The following is a 20415-nucleotide window of genomic DNA, read 5'->3' on the forward strand; positions in this document are numbered from 1 at the left end:
CAAATTATTAAGGAGTATTAATTATGAATAATTTGCAAGATATTACTCAAGATAGATTAGTAAGACCAATACATCCTGGTGAAATAATTGCAGATATTTTAGATGATTTAGATATTAATCCTAGCAATTTTGCTGAAATTTTAGGAGTATCTAATCAAACAATTCAGGAAATTATTAATGGTGAAAAATCAATTACTGTAGATATTGCAATTCGTCTTGGTAAAGCTTTGGGAAATGGACATAGACTTTGGTTGAATCTTCAGCAAAAAGTTGATGTCTGGGATGCTTTGCAAAGTCATAAGGAAGAATATGAGCAAGTTATGACATTGGTTTAGAATTTATCACTCTCTATCTACCTCCATCAATTCAAATAACTGATGATCAATTCTTTGAAATCTGCCAAATCAATGAATTAATCAAAATTGAACGTAATGCTGATGGTAGTCTTTTATTAAAACCTTTATTGGGTGGGATAACTGGCAATATTAATTCTGGTTTAACTGCTCAATTAGCAAATTGGAACGATGACAAATCACAAGGTGTAGTTTTTGGTTCTGATGTCGGATTTATTTTACCAAATGGTGCTATTCGCTCCCCTAATGCTGCTTGGGTAAAGTTAGAAAGATGGAATAATTTAACTGATGAGGAAAAACAAAAATTTCCTCCCATTTGTCCTGATTTTGTAATTGAGTTACTTTTTTCTAGTGATAGTTTGAAGACTACACAGGAAAAGATGAAGGAATATATAGATAATGGTGTGCGTTTGGGTATATTAATCAATTGGAAATCTCGTCAAGTGGAAATTTATATACCTGGTAAGGAGGTTGAGGTTTTGAAATCTCCTGCTACGGTTTCGGGGGAAGATGTTTTGAAGGGTTTTGTTTTGAACTTGGGGATGATTTGGTAATTATTTGAGATTAAGAAGGGAGTTGTAATTTTTATGCCTGTTGACATTTTTATTTGGAAAGGTGAAATGCCAATCAAAAAGAAGATTCTTCTAAAAAATACTATTTGGCAGATTATTGTGAAAAAGGTTCTCCAATTTCCTATCAAGAAGATTGTAAGAAGCGTGGGAGATCACCTGATAATACATTTACTATCAACGGCTTAAATGAGTCTGCAATGCTTGATTATTATTCTCTCTATATAAGAGGTGATTTACATAAAGACGAATGTTCCCTTGCCTTTCCAGAAACACTTTTTCAGCAAGCCCTAAGTATAAAGCTACTATAGTTTTGTGCTGTTGGAGATGGTGCGATAGCGAAGCGCTGCTGCAAGCAGTTCGCTTTTTGGGATGTGGGGATGCGATAGCGAAGCGCTGCTGCAAGCAGTTCGCTGTTTTGGGGATGTGGGGATGCGATAGCGAAGCGCGACCTAGGAATCGCTTTTTGGGGTGTGGGAGTGCGTAAGCGTTGCGCTGCTGCAAGCAGTTCGCTGTTTGGGGATGTGGAAGTGCGTAAGCGTTGCGCTGCTGCAAGCAGTTCGCTGTTTGGGTGTGTGGAGGTGCGATAGCGAAGCGCGACCTAGGAATCGCTTTTGGGATGTGGGGATGCGATAGCGAAGTGCTGCTGCAAGCAGTTCGCTTTTTGGGATGTGGGGAATGCGATAGCGAAGCGCGACCTAGGAATCGCTTTTGGGGTTTGGGAGTGCGTAAGCGTTGCGCTCCGCAGGAATCGCTGTTTGGGGGTATGGGAATGAGATCGCTGTTTGGGATGTTGGGAATGCGTAAGCGTTGCGCTCCGCAGGAATCGCTGTTTGGAGATGTGGGGGTGCGATCGCTAAAATAGACTTCATTTACAAACTACCAAACAATAGCAACTAAACCTGAAGCAGTTATATTTTGGTCGCACGTCAATAACCGCACAATTTTACCTTTACTGGCTAAAACTAACACAGTTGCCGCAATTTGTCTATCGTGCATTTCATTAATAGCAGATAAATTCATAGTCATTTCAATAACATCTTGATCAAGGGGATAAATTACCACACGAGGATCAGCTTCTACTGCTAAAATTGCATCTTTAGGAGCAGGAATAGATGTTCTACCTCTTTCTACAATCCAAACAGCTTCTGCTAAAGTAGTCGCAGGAATAACTAAATGTGAATCAGGATCAGAAAGGATAGTTTTAGCATTTGCACCTAACTTTAAATTACCTTCAAGAAACCAGATTAAAGCATGAGTATCTAAGACATATTTCATAATTACTTATGACCAGTCTAAGCTGTCTTCACTATCCCCATGAAATTCAGCAATTTCAAAATCCGCTTCTGTTGACTGCTGATTTCCAGAAAACATACCAAACAGCATTATTTGATCTTTTTTGTGATTTTTTTTCGATTTTAAAAAAGTGACAATAACAAAACTTTCTGAAATATCAGATGGTAATTCTTTAAGTTCTACCTTACCATCTTTGTAAATTCCTTCAATTGCTTGCAACATAATTTTTACCATTATCCAATTTTTCCTATCAGGAAAATACTCTCAATATCAGCAATAGCACTAAGTAAAATCTCAATCCGGTATGCCATACTTTTCCTTAAATTCTGCAAATGCTTGATTTAACGGCATACCCTCACCTTGTTCAAACTCATTTATACTTTGACGTATCTTGGCAACGGATTCCAGTAATTCCAGTCTATCAATCATTTTTTGATAACTTTCAGCATCTTGAACCACAGCAGCAGCTTTACCATTCACAGTCAGCACAATAGGAGATTTAGTTTCTTTTAACTTATCCAGAAACATCTTTGCTCCTCGCTGAAACTCTGATAAGGGGTGAATATCGCTTAAGCTAAACATCATACTTTCAATAAATTATTTGATAATTTCATGTTAATTGTATGAAAATATTTTGTCAAGGGAAGATATAGCTGTTTTGGGATGTGGGGAGTGCGATAGCGTTCGCGGTAGCGTCCCGGAGGGAACTAGCGCGACCTAGGAATCAAAAAATTAAACTTCCTCATCTAAGAATGGCAATAAATCCTCTAAATCTCTCGCTCCATGCAAAACCCGTAGAACCTCCACTTGTTCCTCTTGGACTTTATAAAAAATCAAATAGTCCTTAAAATTCTTAATCCGCCACTGACGAATTGTTCCCATATCAGACAAAGACAACACAACCTTACCCATATTGGGGGTTATTGCCAATTGAGCAAAAGCAGACTCAACAAACTCCAAAAACTTCTCCCCTGATTCCCGATTGCCATTGACCAAAATATAATTTGCTTGTTGTCTAATATCCTGGGTAGCACGATTGCGAACAATTACCTGGAAAGCCATACTCACTACTGCGCCTTACCAAAGACTGAACGGCGCAAATCTTGCCAATATTCAGGAGTTACAGGTTCTGCTTCTGAGTCCAAACCTTCTTGCAACAAACTAGCTAATTTTGCTTGAGCATCCTTACGCCGTTGATCCTGCTGCAACAACATCAAAAAATAGTCCGCTACAGTATCATAATTGCCAGATTGAAGCTGAACCTCAAGATAAGACTCAAGTTCTTTTGGTATCGGAAAACTCACATTCATAAGTTTCTAATATGAATAAAATCTTATTAGTATCTTATCATTTTTTATTCTGGTGATGAATTGAGGCGATAGCGAAGCGCTGCTGCTTTCAGCAGATCGCTGTTTTAGGGATGTTGGGAGAGCGATCGCGTTCGCGGAGCGTCCCGGAGGGAACTAGCGCTGCTGCAAGCAGTTCGCTGTTTGGGATGTTGGGAGAGCGTTAGCGAAGCTTACCGAAGGTATCGCTGTTTGGGGTGTGGGATGGTACGATAGCGCAAGCGCTGACTTGTCAGTTCGCGTTTGAGGGTGTGGGGAAGTGCGATTTCGTAACTGTAAGTAGAAATTTTGTATAATTCATATAATGATATAAAATTCAAAGATAAATGATACAAACATTTAAAAATAAATCCTTAGAAAATCTGGCTCTTCGGTACTTGTTATGCTAAACCGAGAAATTGAGAGAAGGGAACAGGGAACTCTTAACTGGGAACAGGGGAAAAATTTTAATTTTCTAGTTTTTTAATAAGACTAATAATCATTCTGCTTTCTTCTTTTAATAAATTAAGAATCATTTCTACATCTTTTTCTGAACATAATCCTACTCGGTGAGATAAAATCAGATGAGTTTCTAATTCATTAACTGACCCTTGAGCTATGTTTAAAAATCTTATATATTCTCCTCTATATCTTCGTCCATATCATAAGAGATATATTAGCACCGAATAGATACAGCACTTCTTCTAATTTGTTGAACCATACCATATAACTCATCTTTGGGAAAAAGTTTAGTGAGGAAATAGCATCTTTGAGCAATATCCATTCCTTTTTGCCAAATTATTAAGTCTTTAAAGTCATTAATATCTGACATTCTTCCTGTTCCCTGTTAAGAGTTCCCAGTTAAGAGTTCCCTCCAGTTTAGCATACTAAGTCCGGTAGAGCCGAAAATCTATTCAGAGAAAATCTACTAAGTCTTGGGGTAAAAGCATAATCAATTTATTAGATTGGATGCACAATGGACTTTCGTATTTTCCCAAAAGTATAGGAACAATGATTAGATGGTTTGGTGAAGTCGTAGGTTATTTTGATGGCAGAACTACGAGTGGTACTGTTGAAGGAATTAATAATAAACTCAAATTAATCAAAAGACTTGGATATGGCTTTCGTAACTTTAGTAATTTCCGATTACGTAGTTTATTAAACTGGCACTTTAGTATTAATTCTCCATAAAAGAGACGCAAGAGCCTCTTAGGTTTTCAGTCTCCTTTTATGAGGCAGTTTACAGAATATGCTGTGAGTTAAAATATTTAGGAATATTGATTATGAATCATTGTTTTGGGGATGTGGGGATGAGCGATCACGCAAGCGCTGACTTGTCAGTTTGCTGTTTAGAGATGTGGTGATGTGCGATAGCGAAGTGCTGCTGCAAGCAGTTCATGTTTGGGGATGTGCGATCGCTTTTGAACTTGTAACTTTAGGGAGAAACTTATCAAGAAGCACTGCAAAATATAGAAATTATTATGCAGGAATGGATAGAAACTGCTCAAGAGTTAGGTCGAAAAATTCCTGCACCTACACAGTTCAAATCATGAAACTATTGTTAATTTTACAATCACTGGAAAATGGTCAGAAGGCCACACCCCTTCCCACTGTTGACGATCAATAATGACTTGTTCTACTGAGAAAGAGCGATACCTTTGGTCAGCGCAGCGATCGCAATATATAGTATCAATAGCATCCCAGGCTTGACCCGTAAAATTATGAAAAGTTTTCTGTTGTTCTAGAGGCAGAGTCTCTAAAGGATCTTGTAATTGTTTGCCATTAGCTAAAGGGGATAGAAAAATTTGCCGTTCTAGAGTATCAGGATTAGCGTTAAAATCCCCCGTTAGCAGTAAGTAGTTTTTTAACGGAAATTCCGCCAACCGTTGACTAATTAAAGCTGCACTTAACTCCCTAGATTTGGCATTTTCGTGATCTAGATGGGTATTTAATATAGTTAAAGATAGACCAGGATTAGCAACTTCAAAATTAGCCCAAGTAGCCATACGTGGTAAACGAGTTCCCCAAGTGATGCTACCAGGAATTTCTGGAGTATCACTGAGATAAAAATCCTGTGTTTCCTGAAGTTTCAGACATTGTGGGTTGTAGAAAATTGCACAATGTTCACCCGTTCCTGTCCCAGTGCGATCGCCCCCAATAATGTTATATTCAGGTAAGAGCGCCTGTAAATCCGCCAGTTGATGAGATTTACCCTCCTGTGTACCCAGCAAATCCGGTTTGTAATGTTGAATTAAAGAAGCGATCGCCCCTACACGCTTTTTCCACTGACGCACCCCAGGATCTGGTTTATCATAGCGGAGGTTAAAAGTCATTAGAGTAATTTGCATATATATTTTTTAAAGCTAACAGTGCAGTTGTTCCTAAACCAGAGAATATCCTATAGAAGCAAAAAATTAAAGGTTTTATCCGAGGCTTGAGTAGATACGACTCCCTGACAGACTTTAGCCCCAATATCTACCGATTAATCACCTAAATCATCTCATCAAGCCCAGATTTGAGCAAATTGTTAAGCCATCACAACCATCATATTTCGCCAAATTTAAACTGTGGTATTTTCAGGTGGATCAAACTTATAGCCATAACCCCGTACCGTCTTAATAAACTCCGGCATACTAGAATCAGCCTCCATTTTCTTGCGTAATTGACCAATATGCACATCAACAACGCGCCCATCACCCACATAATCACACCCCCAAATCTTTTGAATTAATTGAGTACGACTCCATGCTTGTCTAGGATGGGTAGCCAGAAAATGTAAAATATTAAACTCCAAAGCAGTCAAAGGCAAAGCCTTATTATTGAGTGTAACCTCCCGTGCTTCCGAATTAATAGACAACTGATTAAAAGTGAGACGTTGTGAAACACTAGGCTGAATATAGCGAACACGCCTTAATAGTGCTTCCACCCTAACTTCCACCTCACCCAAACTAAATGGTTTAGTTAAAAAATCATCCGCACCGGCAGCTAAAACCTTGATCTTATCAGCTTCATCATTGCGACTAGTAAGCATCATTACCAAAGCATTAGTACGGCTCTGCATCTCTTGACACAGTTTATATCCATTTGCATCTGGTAAATTCCAGTCAAGAATCACTAAAGCCGGATTTAATTTTTCAAAAGCAACAAGAGCCGTTTTACCGTCCGCGGCTGATTCTATCTCATATTTACGACTCAAGAAACGCTGAATCAGGTTACGGACACTGACATCATCATCTACAATCAGAATCTTAGACTTAGTTGTGGAAAGCGTATCCATAATGCAATATATTATTGTTTCGGCAAGTTGCTGTGACGATAGGTACTGCTCAAGTTGAGTTTTTGAAAGTAAATTTACCCTCAATCCCTGTTTATTGATAGCAGGAAAGCGAAAAGTCTTTTAGTATCTAAATCAAGCAGCAAGGGTAATACCACATTCTGCTCAAGCCATGTTTTATGATTAGGGGATGTCCTCTTCTAGCTGGAAACTGTTATGGCTAAATTTTTCATGAAGTTTGTGCAAACTTTAGACATCTTACACTTTAAAAGAAGTATAAGTAATGGACAATTTTGGTATTTTTTAAAGATTTTTTTGTATAAATTATATCAATAACTAAAATAGATGCCTCTATATACATCATCACAAGATACCCAACTATCTAAAATATCGGGTATCTTGCTGTTAACATCGGACTGGAGATAGTTATAGGTTTAAGCTAAACATGATCAACAATCCTGAAAAAAAATGATTAATACTGAGGAACAGAAGCATCCACTTCTTGACTCCAAGCATTAATTCCCCCTTTAACATTTGTCCCAGTAATCCCCGCTTCCTTCAAGATAGCCAAGGCTTTCGCGGAACGTCCACCCAGTTTACAATGAGCAATTAAACGGTGTCCATTGAGTAATTCCTTCACCTTAGCCACACCATCACCATTTTCAATATCTGGTAAAGGGACTAACACAGAACCAGGAATTCTCGCAATTTCATACTCATGAGGATTACGCACGTCTAGCAGCACAAAATCCTTTGCCCCACCATCTAATAACGCCTTCAACTCCTTCACAGTCATTTCTTGAATTTCCATTTGCTGTTTCGCTTCTTCAGCTTGGGCTTGGGGAATACCACAGAATTGTTCGTAATCTATTAGCTTGTCAATAACTGGACGGATGGGGTTAGGACGCAGTTTCAACTCCCGGAATTTCATATCCAAGGCATTATAAAGCACCAGCCTACCACTCAAGGTAGTACCATTGCCCAGAATAATTTTCACTGTTTCCGTAGCTTGGATAATGCCAATCATTCCCGGTAAAATCCCCAGCACTCCACCTTCTGCACAAGAAGGAACCATTCCTGGTGGTGGTGGTTCGGGGTACAAGTCACGATAGTTAGGACCACCCTCATAGTTAAAGACGGTTGCTTGTCCTTCAAAACGGAAGATAGAACCGTAGACGTTGGGTTTATCTAACAATACGCAAGCGTCGTTGACTAAATACCGCGTTGGGAAGTTATCAGTGCCATCAACTACGATATCGTAAGGACGGATAATATCTAAAGCGTTTTCTGCACTCAGACGGGTTTCATACAAATCAACCTGACAATGGGGGTTAATTTCATGAATCCGGTTTTTTGCTGATTCGATTTTGGGTTTACCTACCCAGGATGTCCCGTGAATAACTTGACGTTGCAGGTTAGAGGTGTCCACAACATCAAAATCAACAATACCAATTCTGCCTATACCTGCTGCTGCAAGATATAACAGTAATGGTGAACCTAGTCCACCTGTACCGATACAGAGTACACTGGCGGCTTTTAGGCGTTTTTGCCCTTCCATGCCCACTTCTGGCAAAATTAAGTGGCGGGAATAGCGTTCGTAGTCGTCTTTCGTCAACTGGATTTCATCCAGGTTGGGATTTAGCATAGCAGTTGTAGGAATCAGCGCGGAGTATTAATGTTAACTTAAATTTGCTAATTTTATCAGTTCAATTGTCTCGGCTTGAAATTGGTGGTTGTCATCAAGAGTCCAGCTTTGCAGTTCACCAGCTTGAGCATTTTGTACGGATGATATCACATAAGAGTATTCTGGCCAAGCGTATATTCTATCCCATTCTGAAGGAATAGCTGGAGAATCAGGATGGGAATGATAGATGCCAATAATATTTAAATTACGGTTTCTCGCTGCTTTTTGCGTGTGTAACATGACTTGGGGCGATATTGCATATCTTCTGCTGGTACTATGTTTTTGGTCCTCTGTAAAATTGCCTTTTTCTGTATTCCAGATGTTTTCTGTGGGGATGATTTCTACTACAATTTTATATTCACTATTTTTATAACCTAAAATTAGCCCACAACATTCATCTGGATAGGTTTTTTGTGCATGATTTTTGATAATTTCTATATGATTTGTTTTGAGTTGAAGATTCATGGTAGCTTGTAAACGCAGATAAACGCAGATAAACGCAGATAAAGAAAAAAAGAGGAATAAATATCAAGTTAAAAATCTAACTTTACCAGTATTAATATCATAGTAAGCACCGATAATTTTTAATCTGTCATCACGGATTAATCTATCTATAATTTGTGAACTATTCTGCAATTTCCTAGCTTGGTATTCAATATTATTAATCACTGGATTGTTATCATCATTAATATTACTTCTTGTTCTTTGAGGTTGAGACAAACTTGGCTTAATGCCATCAACTACAGAGTTAATTTTACCATCATCTGGTTGATTGTCAATTGCTGCTGATACTGCACCACATCCTTTATGACCTAGAACAACTATTAATTGTGTTCCTAAATTAGCAGTAGCATATTCTAAACTCCCAACAGTTTCATTACTGGCAATATTACCGGCTATACGCACGACAAATAAATCTCCTAATCCTTGATCAAAAATTATTTCTGGAGGTACGCGAGAATCTGCACATCCTAATATTGCTGCATAAGGATACTGTTTTTTAGAAACTGATTGTAAACGTCTTTTTGATTGATTGGGATATTGACGATTTTGATTAACAAATCTTCTGTTTCCTGCTATTAATCTTCTTTTTGCTTCCTCTGCACTCACTGGATTAGGATTAGGATTATTTTCAGGAATTGTAATTTCTGAACGGTTAGTAATGATTTCATTACAAGCAGTCAAAGTACCCATACTCAAGGTACTTAAACCTACGAATTTTAAGAATTTACGACGATCTACAAATCCGTTAATTTTACTCATGACTCCACCTGATAACTTCTACATAATTTTTACAGAAGATATCAGATTTGATCATGATGTGAGAGTACCTTATTACACGGTTTAAGGGTTATTTAATCTTTTGCTTAAATACCAAACAATATATTGGACATATTCAGTATATTTGCCTTCTGCATCTTTGCTACTAAGTTCCTCTAGTTTCTTTTTGATAGCTTCTTTTGACCAAGTTTTATTAGGGAATTTTTTATTTAACGCATTAATTACAGTAAATAATTTGGTTTGACGATTATCCTTGAGAGTTTGAAGGTTAAGATTTAAAATTTCATTTAGTTCATGATTGATAGTTTCATCATCAGAAAAAATTTTTCCAGTAGAACTATATTTGATATAATTTTCACAATTTTTAGTAGAATCGCATGGATTAATAGTTATTTCTGCATCGCCTTTTCTTGGATTACAATGCTGATTATCCTTTTTACTACCACGATTACCTGAACAAGAAGCAAGGAGATTTTTATAATTTATTTGTAATTCTGGATATTTACTTTGTGGTTCGCAATGCTCAATTTCCATATTCTCTTCAGATATTCGTCGCATACAATAGCAACAGATATAACCTTGTTCAGTCAATAATGCCTCTTTTAAAGACTTTTTTGGACTATATCCGTCATAATTTGCCCCATTTATTTGACGATATTGTAAAAGACATGGAGGTTCATAACCTTTGATAATGCGTTTCATTCTACCCTGTTTAAAAAGTCAATAAGTGTATAAGCTTGAATCATATCTGGATCATTATTTCCCAATGATTCAGATAACTTTTGCAGTTCTAGTTTAGCTTCTTCTAAGTTATCATTATCTATCATTTCAAAACATTTGTCTATTCTTTCCTGCATTTTCACAGGTCTTTTTTCCACACCCATAACCTCAGAAAGAATTGAGTTACTGTCTCTACCAAAAGTATGTGGTGTTTCTACGATTTCTGAATCTTCTAAAATAAATACGTTTTCTCGGTTGACTCCACTCAAAACTTGAGGAGAATGAGTAGTAACAATAAATTGACAGTTGGGAAATGTTTTTCTAAAACTCGGAATGACAATTCTTTGCCATTGAGGATGTAAATGTAAATCTATTTCATCAATTAATATTATTCCTGTTCCTTTTTCTAGCAGTTCGGCAGGATTATTAATACTAGGATTTAAAATTGCTAACCGTCTTGCGATATCAACCACTATCATTAGTAAGGTTTTTTCCCCGTCGGAAAGTTGATCTAGTTTGAAGTTTTCACCATTTTTTTTAATAACTAACGAAGGTTTACTTAAACGACGAATACCACCTTCTCTTTTAGAATTTGCACGCACTATGTGTAAATCGGAAAATTCCGCATTAGGAAAGTTTTCTAAAAATGTTTCTAATACTTTTCTTATGATTTGAAGACGTGGATTTCTAAAATTGGCATCTTCTCTTAATCTAACTTCATTTTCATATTCTTCTTCTTTTTTAAACCAATATAAGAAATCTCTAAAATCATTTATATTCCCTGAAAAGGCTTTTTGATAACCAATAAGCCGACTTCCGTAAGTATTTTCTCTTTCTTCCTCACTCATCTCATTGATGGCTGAAGATTTTATAAATATTCGGTTTGTTTGATAATAAACTATAATTGGCAAAGGACAATGATTATAATTATCATCAGTTTCTATGATCGAATTTTCAATCAAAAAATTGCTTAAATCATCACTACTATCTGTTAATTTTGAAATGGTTTCTTTAGCATAATTATCAATTTCTTTCGTGTATATTTCCAATTGAGTTTTATCTCTCTTTTTACAAATTTTCCAGTCCAACTTATTCTGTGAGTCAACTTTAACAAGAGTAGATATTGAAACTGTATTTGAATTGATGTTAATATCATCATCTTTTAGATCAAATTTATCCCCTGATCTTAATTGATATACATATTGAGATAAAAATATAGCAATACTATCTAAAATAGATGATTTACCTGAACCATTGACTCCAATAAACACAGCCAAATCAGAGGGAAGCGTTAATTTAAGTTCTCGAAAACCTCGAAAGTTTTGTAAATGTAATTCTTCAATACGCATATTTATAAATTGAATATAATTGTAAATTCAAATCGCCAACAAGATGATATTTTTATCTTATCAAAAATTTCCGATTTAATAAAATCAGGACTTACGCAAAACATCTCTCAAACCCTCATTTCTCTGTGACCTCTGTGCCTCTGTGGTTCATTCATCTTCAATCTCCATTTTCTGTAATTACCCTTTCTAAAGGCTTATCCCAACTATCAACCGGTAATTGAGATAAATAAGCAAAATCAAAAACTACTCCTATAGTCGCTTTCGTCTCCCAACCGGGAGAATTTAACAAACGGTCATAATATCCCCCACCATAACCTAAGCGGTATCCTTGGACATCACAACCCACGCAGGGAACAATAATTAAATCTACTTCCTCAATGTCAATTATCGGTGCTTCGTGGTGAGGTTCTGTAATCCCATAAGCGCCGATATTAATTGTGTCATCAGGTTGCCAAGAATGCCAAACTAGAGATTTATCAACACAACGGGAAAAACCCCAACGTTTGTTAGTGTTGGTATATAGCGAGCTAATATCAGGTTCTTGACGAAAGCTAAAAAAAGCCAGAATTGTATTTGCTTGATTAAATATAACCGAGTTTTGGATATTGGTGGTGAGGCGATCGCTTTTCCCCCGCCATTCTAATAATGTCATAGACTGACGTTTTTGGAGTAAAACCCGTCGCAATTCCTTTTTAGTTAGTTGTGACAATTTTAGATTTTAGATTTTAGATTTCCCTCGTTCCCATACTCTGTATGGGAATGAATTAAGAAGGCTCTGCCTTCTATATATACTAGAGTCAGAGACTCTATGAAGCATTCCCAGTCGGAGACTGGGAACGAGATACTCTTATGTAGCGGTTTTCCGCCACCAATCAATAGTATTTTTCAGGCCTTCTCTAAATTCTACCTCAGCAGTAAAACCAAAAGCCTGTTTTGCTCTTTCCGTATCCAAACAACGTCGGGGTTGACCATTGGGTTTGTCGGTTTCCCAAACAATTTCCCCGTCATACTCCATTAATTCGCAAATCAGGGTGATTAAGTCTTTAATGGATATCTCGTAACCAGTTCCTAAATTGACGGGTTCAGCATCATTATAAAACTGTGTTCCCATGACTATTCCCCGTGCTGCGTCCGTAGAATACAAAAACTCACGGGTAGGAGAACCATCACCCCAAACAGGAAGTTGCTTTTCTCCCCTAGTTTGGGCTTCTTGCACTTTACGAATTAAAGCGGGAATTACATGAGAACTGCTGGGGTTGAAGTTGTCTTCAGGTCCATACAAGTTTACAGGTAACAGGTAAATACCATTAAACCCATACTGCTGACGATAAGATTGCAGTTGCACTAACAGGGCTTTTTTCGCCACTCCATAGGGGGCGTTAGTCTCTTCTGGATAACCATTCCAGATGTCATCTTCTTTAAATGGTACAGGGGTAAACTTAGGATAGGCGCAAATAGTTCCTACACAGACAAACTTTTCTATCCCCTGTTGATAAGCTGCATGAATTAACTGAGTCCCCATGATCAAGTTATCATAAAATAACTCACCGGGTTTTTCTCGATTTAGACCAATGCCACCAACATGGGCAGCTAGGTGAATGATAATATCCTGTTGATCTGCTGCCCGTTGGCAATTTTCCCATACTCGTAGATCACAGTCGTGCGATCGCGTTACAGTAATTTTCTCACTGTTAGCGCCATGCTGACATAATTGATCTATCACCTGACGGCCGAGAAAACCCGCCCCACCAGTGACAAGAATTCGTTTATTTTCTAATTCTAAGGCTGTCATATTATTATCCTTGATCTGAATTAAAAGTGTAGAGATCCGAATTCTTGACGGGTAGTAGCAATATCTTGAATTTGTTTTCCACCATTCCCATTGGAGGAAGTACAACCCACAGCTTGTAAATCAGCTTCCACCATTAGCGCAACCAGTTCTTTAAATGTTACCGATGGTTGCCAGCCTAATTTCTGCTGGGCTTTAGTGGGATCACCAATTAGTAAATCCACTTCAGCAGGACGCAGATAACGTTGATCAAATTCTACGTATTTCTGCCAATCGAGATTAACATAACTAAATGCTAACTCCAGAAACTCCTTCACTGAATGGGTTTCACCTGTAGCCACCACATAATCATCCGGTTGCTCTTGCTGCAACATCAACCACATAGCTTTGACGTAATCTTTCGCATAGCCCCAATCTCTCTTGGAGTCCAAATTACCCATGAAGATATTTTTTTGTTTACCAGCAACAATGCGGGCTATGGCTCTAGTAATTTTGCGGGTAACAAATGTTTCGCCCCGTCTTGGAGATTCATGATTAAAAAGAATACCGTTACAAGCAAATAAATTGTAAGATTCGCGGTAATTTATGGTTTGCCAGTGAGCGTACACCTTAGCACAAGCGTAGGGACTGCGGGGATAAAAAGGTGTGGTTTCACTTTGAGGAACTGCTTGCACCAAACCATACATTTCCGAAGAACCAGCTTGATAGAAGCGGACTTCAATCCCAGTACGGTGTTGATAATCGCGGATTGCTTCTAATAACCGTAATGTCCCCATACCTACAGCATCTACTGTATATTCAGGTGAATCAAAGCTGACCCGGACGTGGGATTGAGCGCCTAAATTATAAATTTCTGTAGGTTTAACTTCTTCTAAAATCCGCCGCAGTGTTGTTCCGTCTGTCAAATCACCATAGTGGAGAAATAGCCTTGCGCCCTCGTTATGAGGATCTTCATACATATGATCAATTCTGTCTGTGTTAAAGGTGGAAGTACGGCGAATAATTCCGTGTACTTCATAACCTTGTTCTAGTAACAGTTCAGTTAAATAAGAACCATCTTGACCAGTAATACCAGTAATTAAAGCTCGTTTTCTTTGTGTCATGCTTGGTGATGCCTTGTTGTTTTTAGTTGAAGATTACAAACAGTCTGATATAAATTAGCAGTTAAGTGACATAACTGCCCAATAGTCAGGCTGCAAATATTTAGTCGCTATTAAATCAGGTTCAACAAATATTTTGGTTAAAAAACAATTTAACAAATAATTATAGGGTTATGTCAATTAGTATTCCTGATTTTAAGTAGGTGAACAGAATAAAACTAAAGTGTGTAAGTAGGTGAACACAATAAAACCAATCTGTGTAAAGAAAAGTAAAATCGCCCAAACCCTCTTCACTCTTGCCTATTGCCTATTGCCTATTGCCTATTGCCTATTGCCTGCTATCGAAAATAGTTTTTGGGGCATAATGTTGCCCCATAAGAGGGAATTGTTGTACTTACTTAGTAAGCTCCTTTATTTTTGGGCATGATGACAACATTAACTGTTTTGAGGATAATCCACAAATCGAGCCAAAAATTCCTAAAATTGACATAATGGAGGTCTATTTGCACCCGGCGAGGATATGGAATATCATTACGCCCGGATACTTGCCACAAACCAGTAATTCCAGGACGAATCGTTAAAACATGATTGATATAATCACCATATTTGATTAATTCTTCCGCTACTAAAGGTCTTGGACCAACTACACTCATATCTCCTTTGAGAACATTCCAAAATTGGGGAAATTCATCTAAGCTGGTAATTCGCAAAAAGTGACCAATTTTAGTGATTCTTGGGTCTGTTTTCAGCTTAAAATTGTCTTCAAATTCTGCTCGGAGGTTAGGTGATGTAGCCATCATTTCGACAAGAATTTCGTCAGCATTGTTGACCATGGTGCGAAACTTAATGCAATTGAAGCTGCGGTAGTTTTTGCCCACCCGTTCTTGAACATAAAAGATCGGACCCTTTGAGCTTATGGCTATCAATAAGGCCAATATCATGTAGATGGGAGAAAACAAAATCAAGACCGACAATGAAAAAACTATATCAAACAGTCGTTTAAAAAACTCTCCGTATAAACCCTCAAAAGATAAACTTCTGGATTTCACCTTTGGCTGTTTAACTTTTTGACCACGTTTTGATAAAACAGTCACAGATGTACCGTTATCCTTCCGCGGGTATCGCTTGCCGGAGAGGAGTGAACTCTGGGCAGTCATCATACTCCTTTATAATCCACACCACACATAGTCCCAATCTTAAAGCTAAAAGGCAGTAATTTTGAGGAAAAATTTGCACTCTTCTCAGAAAATAAATACAAAAGGCCGATGTTTACTTTTGGTAAACTCCTTTTTCACGACATTCATTCACAAAACCTAGATAACGTTCTGCAAAAACCTGGCGAGAAAATTGATTAGCGTGTGTTTGTATATACTCGTAATTGTATAAATGCTGATGATCTACAAATTTTTCTACGGCATCTACTATAGCTCCTACTGTTTGGATTTTAAATAATATACCAGTTCCTGTATCAGGATGTGTCTGAATATCTCTAACTGTTTCTAATGCACCACCTGCACCATAGGCAATTACGGGAGTTCCACAAGCTTGGGCTTCAACTAGGGCAATGCCAAAGTCTTCGCAAGCTGCATAAACAAAGGCTTTGGCACGGGACATATAATTTTTGACGATATGATCGGGTTGCCATCCTAAGATTTGAATATGTGGTTGGGCTATTTCCCGTAGTTTGTTCATTTGGGGACCTGTGCCAATAATGATCAAGGGTTTTTTTAGGTGATTAAAAGCCTCAATAATTAAGGAAACTTGTTTATAACTAACTAACCGAGAAACTATCAGGTAAAAATCCTCTTTTTCCGAGGAAAAGAGACATTCATCTAGGTTGACTGGTGGATAGATGACGGTTGCTTCTCGACGATAGCAACGCCAAATCCGTCTGGCTGTGTGTTGAGAGTTGGCAATGAAGTAATCTACTCGATTGGCACTAATTACGTCCCATTGCCGCAAATTATGGAGGATTTGGCGGGTGATCCAGCCGACTGCTCCTTGCCCTAGTTTGCTTTGCTTGAGATAATCAAAGGTTAAATCCCAAGCGTAGCGCATGGGGCTATGGCTATAACAGATATGCAATTGATTAGGGGTGGTTAAGACTCCTTTAGCTACAGCATGAGATGAAGATAAGATGACTTCATATTCTCGCAAATCCAATTGCTCAATAGCCAAGGGTAATAAGGGTAAATATTTTTGGACTCCTTGACGGGCTTGGGGAAATTTCTGTAAAAACGTTGTGCCAATTTGACGTTTGTACAGGTAACTTTCTGGATTGCTGGATTCAAAATCTATCAGGGCGTATAAATCAGCGTCAATGTGATTTAATATTTCCTGGACTACGAGTTCTGAACCTCCTGTGGCTTGAGGGGTTAACCACTCATGAACTAAGGCATATTCTAGGGACACGGTTAAGTTGAATGGGTGGAAGGTAATTAGGCTATTTTAATGAGGTGATATAGCAGGTGACAGGTGACAGGTGACAGAGTTTAAAGTCTTGTGCTGCCTAAGTTCTATGACAAGTTTATGTTCTCATCCAACTGCATACCGCTATATTAAATATTCCTCACTGTGATCCAGAAGTCAGAAAATCTCTAGATTGAATAGAAGATATAATCCTACCAAAAGATGTTCCTCTAGTGATACTACAACCTGATAACCTCTACAAATAAGGGTGATTTTTATTCAGGAATTAGAAAATTATGCGGATTCTGGTTATCGGTGGAACTCGGTTTATTGGCGTGTATTTGACTCAACTGCTGATTAAGGATGGACATGACGTGGTTTTGTTCAATCGTGGTAATCATGCTGCGCCTGCGGGGGTAGGACAAATTATAGGCGATCGCACTAACTCAACTCAACTTCAAGAAAAGTTAGCACCAGAAAGTTTTGATGTCGTTTTTGACAATAATGGTAGGGAACTAACGGATACACAACCTCTGGCAGAAATTTTTCAAGGACGGGTCAAACATTTTGTTTATATGAGTTCTGCGGGTGTTTACCTCAAATCTGACCAAATGCCCCATTTAGAAGGGGATGCTGTTGATCCTAAGAGTCGTCACAAGGGTAAACATGAAACGGAAGCTTACCTCAAGCAGTTGGGAATCCCCTTTACTTCTATTCGTCCTACTTATATCTACGGACCGCAAAATTATAATCCTTTGGAAAGTTGGTTTTTTGATAGAATTGTGCGCGATCGCCCGATTTGTATTCCCGGAAATGGAATGCACATCACTCAGCTTGGTCATGTCTGGGATTTAGCTCAAGCGATGACCCAGATAATTGGGAATGATCAAGCAATTGGACAGATTTATAATATTTCGGGCGATCGCTTTGTCACTTTCGACGGTTTAGCCCGCGCTTGTGCTGTGGCTGTTGGTAAGTCTGCTGATGATATTAAAATTGTCCATTATGATCCGAAAAAGTTTGATTTCGGTAAACGCAAGGCTTTTCCCATGCGGGTGCAGCATTTCTTTGCATCGGTGAATAAAGCGCAAATAGAATTAAATTGGCAACCTAAATATGATTTAATTTCTGGTTTGCAAGACTCTTTAGAAAATGACTATTTAGCGACTGGTGCAGATAAAAAAGAAGTTGATTTTTCTGTAGATGATGAGATTTTAAACGCCACGTAATGAGTAATGGGTAAAATGGTGTCAACTTAACGGAAAACATCTATCTCGCAAACAACTCAAGTCATCTCATTCCCAGTCAGAGACTGGGAATGAATTCTAGAAGGCTCTGCCTTCAATGATATTAATGTAAGTTGCTAGTTAGGTAAATTGTCAGAATCAGGATATCCATCCTGCGTTCTCGCTACTTGCAAGCGATGTTCTAGGATTTTTTGGATATTTTCTTGATGCTTTCTTGCAGTTTGTTTAGCCAATTCCATTCTTTTTATACTCATTTTCGTTATCCTAACAAAGAATTTTAGATTAGACACTGAAGTTTAATCTGAAGAGCTTCATTATTGCTCAAATTCTCGATAGTATGTGCGAATTTAACGAAGTTAAGCAAAGTTCTTCAATAACAATTTTGGCAATCATTGTACAACTTGGTTGTAGCCTTATGTGAAAAAAAATTAACTTGAGACAATTGTCCTTAACTTCGTTAAATTAGTAATTTTTGGCAATTGCTATGAAAATATCCTGAAATTTACAATTCATGTTAATTTATACCCTGATAGCTTTTTTACTCATTTTTTAACTTTGCTAACATCTTCTTAGAAGTCTTCAAAAGATCCCCGACTTCTTAAAGAAGTCGGGGATCCGACTTGGTGATGTTGAACTACTTGGCTTGAGTTGACACAGTTAAAACCTGTGGTGGTGAAGCATCTGGTGGATACAGAAAGTCTACTTGGACTAAAGATGTATTTCCTGGTTTTATATCTAATGAGACTAATGGTTCTCCTAATTCACCGCGCTTCTGAACTAAATGTACAAATTTATTTTGCCATTTTCCCTGATCTTGATAACGCAAGCGTACAGTTCCTCGGAAAAAGATTTGACGAGTCGGTAAGTTGAAAAAGCGGAGTCCAGGTTTACTTAATTGATTTTCTTTGAGTGGAGTTTGAATCGCAACACTCACAGTTTGTGGATTTTGAGTATTGTTGTATAAAGGTAACTTGAGACTATATTGAGTCCCATAATTACCATGAGCGTAATAAGCGGTGTCAGGATAGCGGACTAACATGGGTGCGGTTTGAATTTGATTTGTGCCTAATGTTCCTCCATGTAAGGTACTCAAACCGTAGGAAAAGGCTGCACCAGGTTGGGGAATGGTTAAATACTTGCTTTTTGGGGCATCTACTATGTCTGCTAACCATCGAGAACCCTTGGATACTCCGGCTACACGCCCGTAAATTGTCGGTTTGTTGTTTCCTGTGATGGGTGTGGGGACTTTATCTCTGGGTGTGGATAATTCACCATTATCTAATAAATTTTGCCATTCTGATAAATTCGGCGCACGTTCACTACTGTCAGTATTTATGCGGGCAAACATCGCTAAACTAGCAGCATAAACATTACCATTACTTCGCAGTCGTAAATATGTAGACCGACCATTTAAAGGGGGTGTTAATCCTTGAACGGGAATGGGTAAATTTAATAACATCTGGCTTTCCCCTGGGGGAATAACAATTTGGGGAGGAAAAATATCTTGTCTTTTCCCTCTCAAAATATCAGACATAACCCGACTCCCAGGACCAGAAAAAACTGTGCCTAAGTCATTGGGAATTAAAGATGCTATTTCCTTAAACGGGGCATCTGGTTGACTTAAATAACTCGCACCTTGCAATATATTTACTGTCACTGGTTGAGAACCAGGGTTATGTAAGATGATGCCCAAATACAAAGAACGTAAATTTTCCGGTGGGTCAGCTTTGGCAATATGATGGGCAAAAATATCAAACTGTCCGCGCAAGGGAAAATCTAAATGGGCTGATGGGACTTTTTTTCCCGTTTCTGGAAAGGTAGAAAGTAAAATTCCTTCTTCTGATACCAGTTCTGGACTATTGCTGTTAAATACTGGTAATGAATCCAATTTTCCCGGTAAAGGACGGACTGATTGTATTTGTAATATTTCTTCTGGTGGTGGCGTGGCAGGAACAGCTTGAGCAAGGGTGAAAGCAAGTAATAGTGGCAACATAATACTGAGTAAATTTGTTTAAACAG

Annotated in this window: 25 protein-coding genes and 2 pseudogenes; 6 read left to right on the plus strand and 21 right to left on the minus strand. The window is 38.0% G+C overall.

Translation table 11 applies throughout. The features are described 5' to 3' along the window. Window positions 1-23: 23 nt before the first annotated feature. From HEQ36_RS07915 to HEQ36_RS07925, 3 genes are all read left to right on the plus strand, one after another. The gene (locus HEQ36_RS07915) at window positions 24-335 is read left to right on the plus strand and encodes a HigA family addiction module antitoxin (RefSeq protein WP_053541113.1); all 312 of its coding nucleotides are present in this window, start codon (window positions 24-26) and stop codon (window positions 333-335) included. After that, on the plus strand, window positions 326-907 hold the full coding sequence (locus HEQ36_RS07920) for a Uma2 family endonuclease (protein ID WP_053541112.1): 582 nt from the start codon (window positions 326-328) through the stop codon (window positions 905-907). The genes HEQ36_RS07915 and HEQ36_RS07920 overlap by 10 nt, the downstream gene beginning before the upstream one ends. Window positions 908-1541: 634 nt before the next feature. Further along, complete coding sequence (locus HEQ36_RS07925; protein ID WP_168635674.1) at window positions 1542-1787, plus strand: hypothetical protein; 246 nt, start codon at window positions 1542-1544, stop codon at window positions 1785-1787. A gap of 14 nt (window positions 1788-1801) precedes the next feature. Here HEQ36_RS07925 and HEQ36_RS07930 read toward each other — a convergent pair whose 3' ends face one another. From HEQ36_RS07930 to HEQ36_RS07960, 7 genes are all read right to left on the minus strand, one after another. After that, entirely contained in the window at window positions 1802-2200 is a 399-nt protein-coding gene (locus HEQ36_RS07930) for a PIN domain-containing protein (RefSeq protein WP_168635675.1), read from the minus strand. A gap of 6 nt (window positions 2201-2206) precedes the next feature. Then, a complete protein-coding gene (locus tag HEQ36_RS07935) occupies window positions 2207-2440 on the minus strand; it encodes a hypothetical protein (protein ID WP_053541413.1) in 234 nt (77 codons plus the stop codon). 72 nt (window positions 2441-2512) lie between these two features. Further along, window positions 2513-2803: a type II toxin-antitoxin system Phd/YefM family antitoxin gene (locus tag HEQ36_RS07940; protein WP_233455439.1), complete on the minus strand. Its 291-nt coding sequence runs from the start codon at window positions 2801-2803 to the stop codon at window positions 2513-2515. Between the two features lie 147 nt (window positions 2804-2950). Beyond that, the gene (locus tag HEQ36_RS07945) at window positions 2951-3280 is read right to left on the minus strand and encodes a type II toxin-antitoxin system RelE/ParE family toxin (RefSeq protein WP_027402785.1); all 330 of its coding nucleotides are present in this window, start codon (window positions 3278-3280) and stop codon (window positions 2951-2953) included. Between the two features lie 5 nt (window positions 3281-3285). Next, window positions 3286-3528: a transcriptional regulator gene (locus HEQ36_RS07950; RefSeq protein WP_053541109.1), complete on the minus strand. Its 243-nt coding sequence runs from the start codon at window positions 3526-3528 to the stop codon at window positions 3286-3288. Window positions 3529-4010: 482 nt separating this feature from the next. Further along, entirely contained in the window at window positions 4011-4178 is a 168-nt protein-coding gene (locus HEQ36_RS07955) for a four helix bundle protein (RefSeq protein ID WP_325064596.1), read from the minus strand. A gap of 41 nt (window positions 4179-4219) precedes the next feature. After that, the gene (locus HEQ36_RS07960; protein ID WP_250636666.1) at window positions 4220-4375 is read right to left on the minus strand and encodes a four helix bundle protein; all 156 of its coding nucleotides are present in this window, start codon (window positions 4373-4375) and stop codon (window positions 4220-4222) included. A gap of 89 nt (window positions 4376-4464) precedes the next feature. On the opposite strand from HEQ36_RS07960, the pseudogene HEQ36_RS07965 reads away from it, so the two are divergent. Both HEQ36_RS07965 and HEQ36_RS07970 read left to right on the plus strand, forming a co-directional pair. Further along, window positions 4465-4734, plus strand: a pseudogene (locus HEQ36_RS07965) (transposase); the annotation flags it as partial. Window positions 4735-4982: 248 nt separating this feature from the next. Beyond that, a pseudogene (locus HEQ36_RS07970) lies at window positions 4983-5096 on the plus strand (type II toxin-antitoxin system HicB family antitoxin); the annotation flags it as partial. On the opposite strand, the gene HEQ36_RS07975 reads toward HEQ36_RS07970, so the two are convergent. The 12 genes from HEQ36_RS07975 to HEQ36_RS08030 form a co-directional block, all read right to left on the minus strand. Continuing rightward, window positions 5091-5891, minus strand: a complete 801-nt coding sequence (locus HEQ36_RS07975) for an endonuclease/exonuclease/phosphatase family protein (protein ID WP_168635676.1) — start codon at window positions 5889-5891, stop codon at window positions 5091-5093. The pseudogene HEQ36_RS07970 and the gene HEQ36_RS07975 overlap by 6 nt on opposite strands. 212 nt (window positions 5892-6103) lie before the next feature. Continuing rightward, window positions 6104-6820, minus strand: coding sequence for a response regulator transcription factor (locus tag HEQ36_RS07980; protein WP_168635677.1), 717 nt, complete (start codon window positions 6818-6820; stop codon window positions 6104-6106). A 469-nt stretch (window positions 6821-7289) separates the two neighbouring features. Beyond that, window positions 7290-8462 carry a molybdopterin-synthase adenylyltransferase MoeB gene (gene moeB, locus HEQ36_RS07985; RefSeq protein ID WP_053541105.1) on the minus strand — a complete coding sequence of 391 codons (1173 nt, stop codon included), beginning with the start codon at window positions 8460-8462 and terminating at the stop codon, window positions 7290-7292. Between the two features lie 33 nt (window positions 8463-8495). After that, window positions 8496-8966 (minus strand): M67 family metallopeptidase, encoded by a 471-nt coding sequence (locus tag HEQ36_RS07990; RefSeq protein ID WP_168635678.1) that lies wholly within the window; start codon window positions 8964-8966, stop codon window positions 8496-8498. A gap of 63 nt (window positions 8967-9029) precedes the next feature. Further along, a complete protein-coding gene (locus HEQ36_RS07995) occupies window positions 9030-9764 on the minus strand; it encodes a carbonic anhydrase (RefSeq protein WP_168635679.1) in 735 nt (244 codons plus the stop codon). Between the two features lie 81 nt (window positions 9765-9845). Then, window positions 9846-10484 carry a retron system putative HNH endonuclease gene (locus tag HEQ36_RS08000; RefSeq protein ID WP_168635680.1) on the minus strand — a complete coding sequence of 213 codons (639 nt, stop codon included), beginning with the start codon at window positions 10482-10484 and terminating at the stop codon, window positions 9846-9848. Continuing rightward, entirely contained in the window at window positions 10481-11851 is a 1371-nt protein-coding gene (locus HEQ36_RS08005; RefSeq protein WP_168635681.1) for an AAA family ATPase, read from the minus strand. Before HEQ36_RS08005 ends, HEQ36_RS08000 begins: the two co-directional genes overlap by 4 nt. Before the next feature lie 157 nt (window positions 11852-12008). After that, window positions 12009-12560, minus strand: coding sequence for a 5-formyltetrahydrofolate cyclo-ligase (locus tag HEQ36_RS08010; RefSeq protein ID WP_168635683.1), 552 nt, complete (start codon window positions 12558-12560; stop codon window positions 12009-12011). A gap of 138 nt (window positions 12561-12698) precedes the next feature. Then, a complete protein-coding gene (locus HEQ36_RS08015) occupies window positions 12699-13643 on the minus strand; it encodes a GDP-L-fucose synthase (RefSeq protein ID WP_168635685.1) in 945 nt (314 codons plus the stop codon). A gap of 20 nt (window positions 13644-13663) precedes the next feature. After that, window positions 13664-14743, minus strand: coding sequence for a GDP-mannose 4,6-dehydratase (gene gmd / locus HEQ36_RS08020; protein ID WP_168635686.1), 1080 nt, complete (start codon window positions 14741-14743; stop codon window positions 13664-13666). A gap of 395 nt (window positions 14744-15138) precedes the next feature. Next, the gene (locus HEQ36_RS08025) at window positions 15139-15897 is read right to left on the minus strand and encodes a sugar transferase (RefSeq protein WP_053541097.1); all 759 of its coding nucleotides are present in this window, start codon (window positions 15895-15897) and stop codon (window positions 15139-15141) included. Between the two features lie 112 nt (window positions 15898-16009). Next, entirely contained in the window at window positions 16010-17152 is a 1143-nt protein-coding gene (locus HEQ36_RS08030; RefSeq protein ID WP_053541096.1) for a glycosyltransferase, read from the minus strand. Between the two features lie 293 nt (window positions 17153-17445). Between HEQ36_RS08030 and HEQ36_RS08035 the strand changes: the two genes are divergently transcribed. Further along, window positions 17446-18378: an NAD-dependent epimerase/dehydratase family protein gene (locus tag HEQ36_RS08035; RefSeq protein ID WP_168635687.1), complete on the plus strand. Its 933-nt coding sequence runs from the start codon at window positions 17446-17448 to the stop codon at window positions 18376-18378. A 134-nt stretch (window positions 18379-18512) separates the two neighbouring features. Here the strand turns inward: HEQ36_RS08035 and HEQ36_RS08040 are convergent, their stop codons facing one another. Further along, the gene (locus HEQ36_RS08040; RefSeq protein WP_168635688.1) at window positions 18513-18650 is read right to left on the minus strand and encodes a hypothetical protein; all 138 of its coding nucleotides are present in this window, start codon (window positions 18648-18650) and stop codon (window positions 18513-18515) included. A 380-nt stretch (window positions 18651-19030) separates the two neighbouring features. Next, the gene (locus HEQ36_RS08045) at window positions 19031-20389 is read right to left on the minus strand and encodes a DUF3370 domain-containing protein (RefSeq protein WP_168635690.1); all 1359 of its coding nucleotides are present in this window, start codon (window positions 20387-20389) and stop codon (window positions 19031-19033) included. Window positions 20390-20415 lie beyond the last annotated feature (26 nt).

It is taken from the genome of Anabaena sp. 54, assembly GCF_017355725.1.
GTDB classification, from domain to species: domain Bacteria; phylum Cyanobacteriota; class Cyanobacteriia; order Cyanobacteriales; family Nostocaceae; genus Dolichospermum; species Dolichospermum heterosporum.

Excerpts from the sequence above, each read along its gene's own strand:
- HEQ36_RS07980 (WP_168635677.1), bottom strand. The coding sequence starts at position 6,820 with ATGGATACGCTTTCCACAACTAAGTCTAAGATTCTGATTGTAGATGAT.
- HEQ36_RS08040 (WP_168635688.1), bottom strand. The coding sequence starts at position 18,650 with ATGAGTATAAAAAGAATGGAATTGGCTAAACAAACTGCAAGAAAGCAT.
- HEQ36_RS07990 (WP_168635678.1), bottom strand. The coding sequence starts at position 8,966 with ATGAATCTTCAACTCAAAACAAATCATATAGAAATTATCAAAAATCAT.
- HEQ36_RS07935 (WP_053541413.1), bottom strand. The coding sequence starts at position 2,440 with ATGTTGCAAGCAATTGAAGGAATTTACAAAGATGGTAAGGTAGAACTT.
- HEQ36_RS08045 (WP_168635690.1), bottom strand. The coding sequence starts at position 20,389 with ATGTTGCCACTATTACTTGCTTTCACCCTTGCTCAAGCTGTTCCTGCC.
- HEQ36_RS07940 (WP_233455439.1), bottom strand. The coding sequence starts at position 2,803 with ATGATGTTTAGCTTAAGCGATATTCACCCCTTATCAGAGTTTCAGCGA.
- HEQ36_RS07930 (WP_168635675.1), bottom strand. The coding sequence starts at position 2,200 with ATGAAATATGTCTTAGATACTCATGCTTTAATCTGGTTTCTTGAAGGT.
- HEQ36_RS07975 (WP_168635676.1), bottom strand. The coding sequence starts at position 5,891 with ATGCAAATTACTCTAATGACTTTTAACCTCCGCTATGATAAACCAGAT.
- HEQ36_RS08005 (WP_168635681.1), bottom strand. The coding sequence starts at position 11,851 with ATGCGTATTGAAGAATTACATTTACAAAACTTTCGAGGTTTTCGAGAA.
- gmd (WP_168635686.1), bottom strand. The coding sequence starts at position 14,743 with ATGACACAAAGAAAACGAGCTTTAATTACTGGTATTACTGGTCAAGAT.
- HEQ36_RS07925 (WP_168635674.1), top strand. The coding sequence starts at position 1,542 with ATGTGGGGATGCGATAGCGAAGTGCTGCTGCAAGCAGTTCGCTTTTTG.
- HEQ36_RS08035 (WP_168635687.1), top strand. The coding sequence starts at position 17,446 with ATGCGGATTCTGGTTATCGGTGGAACTCGGTTTATTGGCGTGTATTTG.
- HEQ36_RS07950 (WP_053541109.1), bottom strand. The coding sequence starts at position 3,528 with ATGAATGTGAGTTTTCCGATACCAAAAGAACTTGAGTCTTATCTTGAG.
- HEQ36_RS07945 (WP_027402785.1), bottom strand. The coding sequence starts at position 3,280 with ATGGCTTTCCAGGTAATTGTTCGCAATCGTGCTACCCAGGATATTAGA.
- HEQ36_RS08000 (WP_168635680.1), bottom strand. The coding sequence starts at position 10,484 with ATGAAACGCATTATCAAAGGTTATGAACCTCCATGTCTTTTACAATAT.
- HEQ36_RS07995 (WP_168635679.1), bottom strand. The coding sequence starts at position 9,764 with ATGAGTAAAATTAACGGATTTGTAGATCGTCGTAAATTCTTAAAATTC.
- HEQ36_RS08015 (WP_168635685.1), bottom strand. The coding sequence starts at position 13,643 with ATGACAGCCTTAGAATTAGAAAATAAACGAATTCTTGTCACTGGTGGG.
- HEQ36_RS07960 (WP_250636666.1), bottom strand. The coding sequence starts at position 4,375 with ATGTCAGATATTAATGACTTTAAAGACTTAATAATTTGGCAAAAAGGA.
- moeB (WP_053541105.1), bottom strand. The coding sequence starts at position 8,462 with ATGCTAAATCCCAACCTGGATGAAATCCAGTTGACGAAAGACGACTAC.
- HEQ36_RS08025 (WP_053541097.1), bottom strand. The coding sequence starts at position 15,897 with ATGACTGCCCAGAGTTCACTCCTCTCCGGCAAGCGATACCCGCGGAAG.
- HEQ36_RS07915 (WP_053541113.1), top strand. The coding sequence starts at position 24 with ATGAATAATTTGCAAGATATTACTCAAGATAGATTAGTAAGACCAATA.